This window comes from Anaerotruncus massiliensis (ex Togo et al. 2026), assembly GCF_030825285.1.
Lineage (GTDB): Bacteria > Bacillota > Clostridia > Oscillospirales > Ruminococcaceae > Anaerotruncus > Anaerotruncus massiliensis.
In genome coordinates this window covers 1-8,538 of sequence record NZ_JAPJQF010000074.1, presented here as the reverse complement: position 1 = coordinate 8,538, position 8,538 = coordinate 1, and the positions used below count along the sequence as shown (strand labels likewise).

The window sequence follows — 8,538 nt, the reverse complement described above, 5'->3', positions numbered from 1 at the left end:
GACTTCTTGGGCGCGCAAGAAGTCGGCCCGCCTGCCGGGGCGGGACCCGGCAATCCATGCCGCCGAAGGCGGCTCCCCTAAAGCGTCCCGAAGGGATGCGATAAAAGTCCCCTCAACTTCTGGGCGGGCTAAACATCCTCATCAGACATGAGGTGAATTCCCTGCCGGATGCCGTCGCGATAGGCTTTCTCGCTCTCCAGTTCGGATAAGAGGTTTAGGTCGTCGATGATGCGCAGAAGCAGTTTTCGGCTTGGCTTGTCAAGTGCCTGTCGAAGCAGCTGCTCGTTACAGGACAGGCGGCATTTAATGCGGTTGCGATCCAAAGCTGTCACCTCCAACAGGATTGTAACAGAAATATGAGTTCCCGTTAGGGGAAAATCGACCTATTTAAAAGGCCCGCCATCGGCGGGCCTTTTGCTATTTCTGTTTTCGATCTCTTAGCTTTTGCAAGATTTTGGGGCTGAAGATCATGCCGCAGACGCCGATCGCGGCGGCGATGCAAAATATGACGGTGGATTTCCGGTAATCACCCTCGATGAGGGTGCCGCTCGCGAAGGTGTCGCATAAAATCATCGGGGCGCGCGCGGCCATTGAAATCAGGATGAAGCGTTTGAAGTCGAGCGGGGTGAGGGCGGCGAGATAGGTGAAGACGTCCTTGGGCATCGCGGGGATGAGGTAGAGGATAAAGACGATCTTCCCCAGCTTGCCGGCGTCCCGCAGGAAGGAGAGCTTCTCCTGCTCTTTCCTGGGGAACATCCGGTCGACGACGGGCTGGCCGTACCGCTTGACGGCGAGGAAGACAATCGTACTGCCGATGAAAATCCCGGCCAGGCAGACGAACAGGCCGCCGAACGCCCCATAGGTGAGTCCCGCCGCGATCTGGATGGGCAGTGCGGGGATGACGCCCGAAACCACCTGCACCGTCTGGATCCCGATGAGCGCCAGCACGCCGAGCATGCCGAAGGATTGCAGCTTCTCCTGAAAGCGGGCCATGTTCTCCGGCTCCATAAGGCCCTTGATCACCGGGTAGTACCGCCAGGTCAGATAGAGGAGCGCGCCCACGACGGCCACGGCGGCGACCGCCGTGAGCCGCCACTTCCAGCGGCCCTTTTTCTGCTCGGCCATCGCGGTTCGCATCCTTTCTTCTGGTTTTGCCTCGCCGCTCCCACAAGGAAGCGGAAAACTGCGCGGCGCGCCGCCCGGGGAAGGTCGTATCTCCCCGGACGCACCGGTAAGAGCGTTCCGGAGGCTCTTCGGCAGAGGCGTCGAGGCGCACGTCAGTTGCGGCCCCTGACCGCAACTGACCCCGCGTTTTCACAAGCAAAAGCGCGTGCTGCGGCACTTGTCGTTGGGAGTATGCCTCCCCGTGCGCACGCCCGGTACGGCTCCTGAGGCTCTCGGGCAGAGGCGTTGCGCCTGCGGCGCGGCGGCTGATGGGTTGCTGTAGACTGGTCCTTCGATCCGTGGTGCGGGGCCGCGACCTTTAAGGCCGCAGGCCGTCGCGGCCTGGGGGTCAAGGATTTGGCCGTAGGCCAACCTTATAGAGAATCCGGCCCGCAGGGCCGGGTCCGCGTAGCGGACTCAAGCCGGGGGCGCGGGGCGGAGCGCCCGCGACTGCGGTCCGCAGACCGCGTTTCGGAGGCCAACCGCCGAAGGCGGCTCTTAGGCCGGAGATCGGCCGTCGCGCATAGCGCGCTCCGGGCGCAGCCCAGGCAGGCCGCTTCAAGCCCCCTGCGGTTTCTTTTCCCCATTTCTTGTCCGTACAAGAAATGGGGCCGCCCGCCGGGGCGGGACCCGGCAGGCTCCGCCGCTCCCCGAGCGGCAAACCTAAGAAGGCCCCCTGTCGGCGGGTAGCCGACAAGCCCTCCGGCCCTCGGGCGGAAAACCTAAGAAGCGCCGCCGGTCGACTACCGGCAAGCCCCGCCGCTCACGAGCGGCAAGTAACAGAAAATCAGCGGAAGTATCTTACCGCATTGCCGAAGAGGTCTTGGAAGCAGCTGCCGCCGACATTCTTATAGAGCCCGTCGACATACCGCTCGGTGTGCCCCATCTTTCCGAAGACGCGGCCGTCGGGGGAGGTGATGCCCTCGATGGCGCAGTAGGAGTTGTTGGGGTTGAAGCGGATGCTGCGGGTCGGATTGCCGTCGAGGTCGACGTACTGGGTGGCGATCTGGCCGTTTTTGGCGAGCCGGTCGATGAGCGCCTGCGGCGCGACGAACCGTCCTTCGCCGTGGGAGATTGCGATCGTGTGAATGTCGCCCGGCTTCATGTCGGCGAGCCAGGGGGACTTGTTGGAGGCGACGCGGGTGCGCACCAGCATGCTCTGGTGGCGGCCGACCGAGTTATAGGTCAGGGTCGCGCAGCTTTCGTCCATGTCGCGGATTTCGCCGTAGGGGACGAGCCCGAGCTTGACGAGCGCCTGGAAGCCGTTGCAGATGCCCAGCATGAGGCCGTCGCGGTTTTTGAGGAGCTCGTGGACCGCGTCGCGGATGCGCGGGTTGCGCAGGAAGGAGATGATGAACTTGGCCGAGCCGTCCGGCTCGTCGCCGCCCGAGAAGCCGCCCGGCAGCGCGATGATCTGCGACCGCGCGATTGCGTCCGCGAAGGCCGCGACGCTTCCGGCGATGTCGGCGGCGGAGAGGTTGCGCACGACGAAGACCTCCGCGTCGGCGCCGGCGCGCTCAAAGGCACGTGCGGTGTCGTACTCGCAGTTGGTGCCGGGGAAGACGGGGATGAGCACCCGCGGGCGGGCGGTTTTTACCGACGCGGTAAGTTTGCCCCTCGATTCATAGTTGTATGCGGGCACGGGGCCGTCGCTGCTCGGAGAGAGATAAGGGAATACCTTCTGTAATTTATCCTCCCAGCTATCCTGAATGTCATCGAGCAGGATGAGGTCGAAGCCGTAGCGGATGGCATAGGCGGGGGAGACGGAACCGATGCAGGGCAGGCCGGCGATCGGCTCGGACGCCTCGATAAGGAATCCGCCGTAGAGCGGCTCGAAGAGGGCCGCGTCGTCGAAGGTGGCGGAGAAGTCGAAGCCGAGCCCGTTGCCGAAGCACATCTTGGTGACGCCCTCGCAGACGCCGCCGTACCCGATTGCCCAGACGGAGACCGCCTTTTTTTCGGCGACCAGCCGCTCCACCTCGTCGAAGACCGCCTTGACGCTCTCGAATTTGGGGAGCTGGTTCTCGTCGTAGGCGGGCGCGATCAGGTAGACCTTGTGGCCCGCCTGCTTGAACTCGGGGGAGATGATGTTCCCGGTTTTGGCCACCGAGACGGCGAAGGAGACGAGGGTGGGCGGCACGTCGATCTCCTCAAAGGTGCCGGACATCGAGTCCTTGCCGCCGATCGAGCCGATGCCGAGGCCGAGCTGGGCCTCGAGCGCGCCGAGCAGGGCGGCCATCGGCTTGCCCCAGCGCCTGGGGTCGTTCTTGGTGCGCTCGAAGTACTCCTGGAAGGTGAGCCAGCATTTGTGATAACTGCCGCCCGCGGCGACCACCTTGGCGACCGATTCGACCACCGCGCAGACCGCGCCGTGGTAGGGGCTGGCGGCCGAGCGGTCGGGGTTGAAGCCCCAGCCCATCAGCGAGGCGGTCGTCGTCTCGCCGTGCAGGACGGGGATTTTCGCGGCCATGGCCTGCGCGGGGGTGAGCTGGCGCACGCCGCCGAAGGGCAGCAGCACGGTGCCCGCGCCGATCGTCGAGTCGAACCGCTCGACCAGCCCCTTCTGGGAGCAGACGTTGAGATTTTCCATCATCGCGGTCCACTTTTCCTTCATCGGGGCGGTGGAACGCAGCCGCTCGAACTCGCGCGGGGCGGTGATCTCCACGTCGGTGTATTTGACCGCGCCGTTGGAGTTGAGGAACGCGCGGGAGAGGTCGACGATCCGCCGCCCGTTCCACTCCATCACGAGACGGGGTTCGGCGGTCACCTCGGCGACGACGGTCGCCTCGAGGTTTTCCGCGTGGGCGCGGCCGATGAAGTTATCCACGTTTTCCGGCGCGACGACGACGGCCATGCGCTCCTGGGATTCGGAGATCGCCAGCTCGGTGCCGTCGAGGCCGTCGTACTTCTTGGGGACCGCGTCGAGGTTGATGCGCAGGCCGTCGGCCAATTCGCCGATCGCCACCGACACGCCGCCCGCGCCGAAGTCGTTGCAGCGGCGGATCATGCGGGTCACCTCCCCGTCGCGGAAGAGGCGCTGGAGCTTGCGCTCGATGGGCGGGTTGCCCTTCTGCACCTCCGCGCCGCAGCTCTCGAGCGAGGAGAGGGTGTGGCTCTTGGAGGAGCCGGTCGCGCCGCCGCAGCCGTCCCGGCCGGTGCGTCCGCCGAGCAGGATGACGATGTCGCCCGGATCGGGACAGTCGCGCACCACGTGGTCGGCGGGCGTCGCGCCCACCACGGCGCCGATCTCCATCCGCTTGGCCGCGTAGCCGGGGTGGTAGACCTCCGCCACATGCCCGGTCGCGAGCCCGATCTGGTTGCCGTAGGAGGAGTAGCCCGCCGCGGCCGTCGTCGTGATCTTGCGCTGGGGGAGCTTGCCCTTCATCGTCTCGGAGAGGGGAACCGTCGGGTCGGCCGCGCCCGTCACGCGCATCGCCTGATAGACGTAGCTGCGTCCCGAGAGCGGGTCGCGGATCGCGCCGCCCAGACAGGTGGCCGCGCCGCCGAACGGTTCGATCTCGGTGGGGTGGTTGTGCGTCTCGTTTTTAAACATGAGCAGCCAGTCCTGCTCCTCGCCGTCCACATCCACCTTGATTTTCACCGAGCAGGCGTTGATCTCCTCGCTCTCGTCGAGGTCGGGGAGCTTCCCCTCCGCCTTGAGCGCCTTCGCGCCGATCACCGCGAGGTCCATCAGCGTCATCGGCTTCTCTTTCCCGGCATAGAGCTTGTCCCGCAGGGCGAGGTATTTTTCAAAGCTCTTTTTGATGTAGGGGGTCTCGACCTTCACGTTTTTCAGGTTGGTGAGGAAGGTCGTGTGGCGGCAGTGGTCCGACCAGTAGGTGTCGATCATGCGGATCTCGGTGATGGTCGGGTCGCGGCGCTCGGTGTTTTTAAAGTAGTCCTGGCAGAAGGCGATGTCGTCGGTGTCCATCGCGAGCCCGTAGCGGGAGACGAAGTCCGCCAGCCCCGCCGCGTCGAGCGCGGTGAAGCCGTCGAGTGTTTCCACCGTCGTGGGGATGTCGTATTTGACGTCGAGCGTTTCGGGCAGCTCGAGCGACGCGAGGCGGCTTTCCACCGGGTTGACGAGATAGTTCTTGACCGCGTCGAGCGCGTCCGCCGGGATGCCGCCCGAGAGGATGTACACCCGCGCGGAACGCACGATCGGCTGTTCCTTGGAGGTGGCGAGGGAGATGCACTGGGCGCAGGAATCGGCGCGCTGGTCGAACTGGCCGGGCAGGTACTCGACCGCGAAGACCTCTTCGCCCGGCGCGGCGGGGGGGAGCTCGTCGTAGGTCAAGTCGACCTGCGGCTCGGAAAAGATCGTGCCGCGCGCGGCGTCGAAGTCGGCCCGGTCGATCCCTTCAACGTCGTAGCGGTTGAGGATGCGCACGCCCTTGACGCAGTCGAGCATCAGTACGGTGCGCAGGTCGCTGAGGACTCCGGCCGCCTCCACGGCAAACTCCGGTTTTTTCTCCACGTAGATTCGGTAAACGCTCATTGGTGCTCCTCCAGATCGTTTATTTTGTAATACGGCGGTATTCAATGGGGGAAGGCACGCCCACCAGGACGCGGCCCGCCTTCTCCAGAATCTCTGTGACAAGCAGGACCTCGGGGCCGATCCACTCCTCCAGCGTGAGGGTGGTGTCGGCGGAAAGCCGGCTGACGCACCGGCCGTAAAAAACGCCCCGCTCATCCTCCTGATAGACGAGGGGAGTGAACGTCTCCGAACGGGAAAGCCCGCGGTAGTCAAAGCGCAGGGCGGGGTTGCCGTTGACAAGCTCCGCGCGGGGAAGGTCCTTCGGCAGGTCGTAGGAGTCGAGTTTGACGCGCCCGGGCGCGTCGGAGGAGAAGAAAAACAGGTGTGGCATCGCGTTGGTCCGGCCGTCCCGGGTGTAATAGCTCTCCTCCAGCACGAAAAAGCCGCCGGGGTCCGCGGGCAGGTGGCCGACCCTGCCGTTGACGTTGCGGCTGACGTGCCGCGCGGCGGGGTGGGTGACCTTCCCGGCCGCCTGCTGGGCGGCGATCTGCGCGGAGTTGTCGAAGTCCCCGGTGAGGCAGCTTTCAAAGCGTTTGAGGGTATCGTTCATAGGGCGCCTTCTTTCTGATTGACAGCGGTGGATGGTTGGGACGGGAGCTCCCCTTCGCACCAGTCCCCGTGCGCGGAAACGATTCGCACCTCCCGGATGCTCCCGGCGAGCGGCTCGTCCGCGCGCACCCGCACGGGGGTGTAGTTGGGGGTGTAGCCCTCCTGCATCCCGTCCGCGGTCCGGCTCTCGAAGAGGACGGGCTGCCTGCTCCCCACCTGCGCGGCGAGGAAGGCGGCGCGGGTGCGCAGGGTGGTCTCGATCATCCGGGCCGAGCGGGCCTCCTTGACGGCGCGGGGCACCTGACCGGGCATGTCCGCGGCGCGGGTGCCGGGCCGGCGGGAGTAGGCGAAGACATGCGCCTTGGCGAGCGCGATCTCCTCCGCGAAGGCGAGCGACTGCGCGAACTCCGCCTCGTCCTCGCCGGGGAAGCCGACCATGATGTCGGTCGTGACGGCGCAGTTGTCGAAATGCCGCCGCAGGCTCCCGGCGATGCGGGCATATTCGGCGGCGTCGTAATGGCGGTTCATGCGTTTGAGGGTCGCGTCGCAGCCGCTCTGGAGGGAGAGATGGAACTGGGGGCAGAGCTTCGGCTGGCGGGACATCCGCTCGATGTCCCCGTCGGTGAGCAGCTCGGGCTCGAGGGAGCCCAGCCGCACCCGCTCGATCCCCTCGACCGAGCAGGCGAGCTCGACCGCGTCGATCAGCCGCAGGCCGAGGTCCTTTCCGTAGCAGGAGAGGTTGATGCCCACGAGCACCGCCTCCCGGTAGCCCGCCTTCGCGAGCCCCTCGAGCTCGGCGCGCAGCTCGTCCGGCTTTTTGGAGCGGACCGGCCCGCGCGCGGTGGGGATGATGCAGTAGGCGCAGTAGCGCTCGCACCCGTCCTCGATCTTGACGAACGCGCGGGTGCGTTCGGAAAACTGCTCGGCGCGCATCGGCTCGAAGGACTCCCCCCGCTCGTGCGGGCGGATGTCGACAATTCGCTCCCCGGTGACGCGGGCCCGCTCCACGAGCGCGGCGAGCCGTTCCCGGCCGCGCGCGCCGGTGACGACGTCCGCCTCGGGCAGACGGTCGGCGGCGTCGGGGAAGGCCTGGGGATAGCAGCCGGTCAGCGCGACGACCGCGTCCGGGTTCTGCGACTTCAGATGGCGCAGCATCCGGCGGGTCTTCTGGTCGCCCGTCGCGGTGACGGTGCAGGAGTTGATCACATAGACGTCGGCAGGCTCCGTATGGGGGACGATCTCATAGCCAGCGGCGGAAAAAAGCTGCTCGAGAATCTGCGCTTCATATTGGTTCACTTTGCAGCCAAGGGTGTAAAAAGCGGCTTTCATTTATACACTCCGTCCAAAACAGGAATAATTTTCATGTGCAAGTTGCACAGTATCCAAAGGCGTTTTTTCCAATGATACACATATTATAATGAATTTTCGGAACAATTACAATTAGCAGTTGACTTAAAGAAACCCCGCTGATATAGTGAGAATGTAGTAAAAACATAAATTAGTAATATGTCAAGAAGAAGGAGGACATCGACATGAAATCTGTAGTCATCAAACTTGACACCATCAATGACGTGAAAAACTTCGTGAATACCGTTTCGAAATATGATTTCGACGTGGACCTTGTGTCCGGACGCTATGCCGTCGACGCGAAATCCATCATGGGAATCTTTTCCCTCGATCTCGCCAAGCCGATCAAGATGGAGATCTACGCCGACAACTGCCCGGAGTTTTTGAAGGAAGTCAAGGGCTTCATTGTGGAAGCATAGGACTGCGAATGCAAAAGGCGCACCTTTGGGGTGCGCCTTTTTTTGTTGGTTTGCCGTTCCCTGCGGAGCCTTGGAGCTGCCGCGCTGCGCACGGCGGGGTAGACGGGAATTGCCGCTTTCCAAGCGGCAAGAATGACGAGCGCGTTCCGCCGCGCGCCACGGGTTCCTTTTCGGACGGACGAAAAGGAACCAAAAGTCCGCCTAAGAACCCTCCGCCTTGGGCGGCCTGCCCGGGCTGCGCCCGGAGCGCGCTACGCGCGACGGCCGCTCGCGGGCGCTCCGCCCCGCGACCCCGGCTTGAGTCCGCTGCGCGGACCCGGCCCTACGAGCCGGAACTCTAAGCGGAATCTCCGGGAGTACCTTGCCATGACCCGCGAACTACCGTCACTCCCCACGGGTACACCAGCTGAGGGCTCAATTCAGGTTGCGGGCGCTCCCAACAGATGAAGCTGGATGGCTCGCCGGGGACACACGGCGGAAAACAACGCCCGTTCCGGGCGTTCGCGCGCTCTGCGCGCGTGC

Annotated in this window: 6 protein-coding genes; 1 reads left to right on the top strand and 5 read right to left on the bottom strand. The window is 64.6% G+C overall.

Annotated features, from left to right (window positions below; translation table 11 throughout):
* Positions 1 to 128: 128 nt before the first annotated feature.
* From RCI06_RS13575 to mtaB, 5 genes are all read right to left on the bottom strand, one after another.
* On the bottom strand, positions 129 to 323 hold the full coding sequence (locus tag RCI06_RS13575; protein ID WP_306576370.1) for a hypothetical protein: 195 nt from the start codon (positions 321 to 323) through the stop codon (positions 129 to 131).
* Between the two features lie 94 nt (positions 324 to 417).
* On the bottom strand, positions 418 to 1,125 hold the full coding sequence (locus RCI06_RS13570) for a TVP38/TMEM64 family protein (protein WP_306576369.1): 708 nt from the start codon (positions 1,123 to 1,125) through the stop codon (positions 418 to 420).
* 826 nt (positions 1,126 to 1,951) lie between these two features.
* Complete coding sequence (locus RCI06_RS13565; protein ID WP_306576368.1) at positions 1,952 to 5,662, bottom strand: phosphoribosylformylglycinamidine synthase; 3,711 nt, start codon at positions 5,660 to 5,662, stop codon at positions 1,952 to 1,954.
* 19 nt (positions 5,663 to 5,681) lie between these two features.
* Positions 5,682 to 6,251, bottom strand: a complete 570-nt coding sequence (locus RCI06_RS13560) for a hypothetical protein (RefSeq protein ID WP_306576367.1) — start codon at positions 6,249 to 6,251, stop codon at positions 5,682 to 5,684.
* The gene (gene mtaB, locus RCI06_RS13555; protein WP_306576366.1) at positions 6,248 to 7,579 is read right to left on the bottom strand and encodes a tRNA (N(6)-L-threonylcarbamoyladenosine(37)-C(2))-methylthiotransferase MtaB; all 1,332 of its coding nucleotides are present in this window, start codon (positions 7,577 to 7,579) and stop codon (positions 6,248 to 6,250) included. Before mtaB ends, RCI06_RS13560 begins: the two co-directional genes overlap by 4 nt.
* 203 nt (positions 7,580 to 7,782) lie before the next feature.
* Between mtaB and RCI06_RS13550 the strand changes: the two genes are divergently transcribed.
* Positions 7,783 to 8,016: an HPr family phosphocarrier protein gene (locus RCI06_RS13550; protein ID WP_101548864.1), complete on the top strand. Its 234-nt coding sequence runs from the start codon at positions 7,783 to 7,785 to the stop codon at positions 8,014 to 8,016.
* The last annotated feature ends 522 nt before the right edge of the window (positions 8,017 to 8,538 follow it).

Coding starts and splice junctions, on each gene's coding strand:
- RCI06_RS13550 (WP_101548864.1), top strand. CDS start 7,783: ATGAAATCTGTAGTCATCAAACTTGACACCATCAATGACGTGAAAAAC.
- RCI06_RS13560 (WP_306576367.1), bottom strand. CDS start 6,251: ATGAACGATACCCTCAAACGCTTTGAAAGCTGCCTCACCGGGGACTTC.
- RCI06_RS13565 (WP_306576368.1), bottom strand. CDS start 5,662: ATGAGCGTTTACCGAATCTACGTGGAGAAAAAACCGGAGTTTGCCGTG.
- RCI06_RS13570 (WP_306576369.1), bottom strand. CDS start 1,125: ATGGCCGAGCAGAAAAAGGGCCGCTGGAAGTGGCGGCTCACGGCGGTC.
- mtaB (WP_306576366.1), bottom strand. CDS start 7,579: ATGAAAGCCGCTTTTTACACCCTTGGCTGCAAAGTGAACCAATATGAA.